Origin of the sequence: Iodobacter sp. BJB302 (assembly GCF_002735645.1) — a bacterium.
Classification (GTDB): domain Bacteria; phylum Pseudomonadota; class Gammaproteobacteria; order Burkholderiales; family Chitinibacteraceae; genus Iodobacter.
This window is the reverse complement of the sequence record NZ_PDZG01000191.1, coordinates 1-651: the sequence shown is the minus strand read 5'-3', so window position 1 is coordinate 651 and position 651 is coordinate 1. Positions and strand designations below refer to the sequence as shown.

The following is a 651-nucleotide window of genomic DNA, read 5'->3' as shown; positions in this document are numbered from 1 at the left end:
ATCCGATTGTAAAATATTTCAATGTATTCGGTGATTTCTTCCTGCGCTTCTGCTCGTGTTTTATAGCTACGATGATGAACCAATTCATTCTTCAATGAGCCCCAAAAACTTTCCATTGGCGCATTGTCGTAGCAGTTCCCTTTGCGTGACATAGAACCCCGCAAGCCCGCCATTGCCACTTGCCGCTGGTAGTCGTATGAACAATATTGGCTACCTCGATCCGAATGCAAAATTAATCCTTCCTCAGGTCGCTTTTGCGCCAAGGCCAGCGTCAGTGCGGCACTCACCAACTCTTTTGTCATTCGACTACCCATCGCATAACCGACGATTTCACACGTAAACACATCCTTAATTCCAGCCAAATACAGCCAGCCTTCTGCGGTCGGAAGTAGAGTAAGAGACGGGGCGTAGTCGTACTATTTCCCCGTCTCTCCTCTCCGAACCGGACTTGCACCTCTCAATGCATCCGGCTCTCCATCTAAGTGCTGCTCATCGCAAAGGCAACCTCACCATACCTAGATTCAATAGTGCTGATCGGCTTATCGTGCAAGATGAATGGATTTTCCGTTAGGGTTCGCCATTTAAACTGACTCTTCCGGCTTGTAATCAGCCGTCGGAGTGTAAGGACACCATACCAGCCATGACTGTTTT

1 pseudogene is annotated in these 651 nt (G+C 48.2%); it reads right to left on the bottom strand.

Annotation, left to right across the window (positions count from 1 at the left end):
- Window positions 1-395, bottom strand: a pseudogene (locus CSQ88_RS22575) (IS3 family transposase); the annotation flags it as partial.
- Window positions 396-651 lie beyond the last annotated feature (256 nt).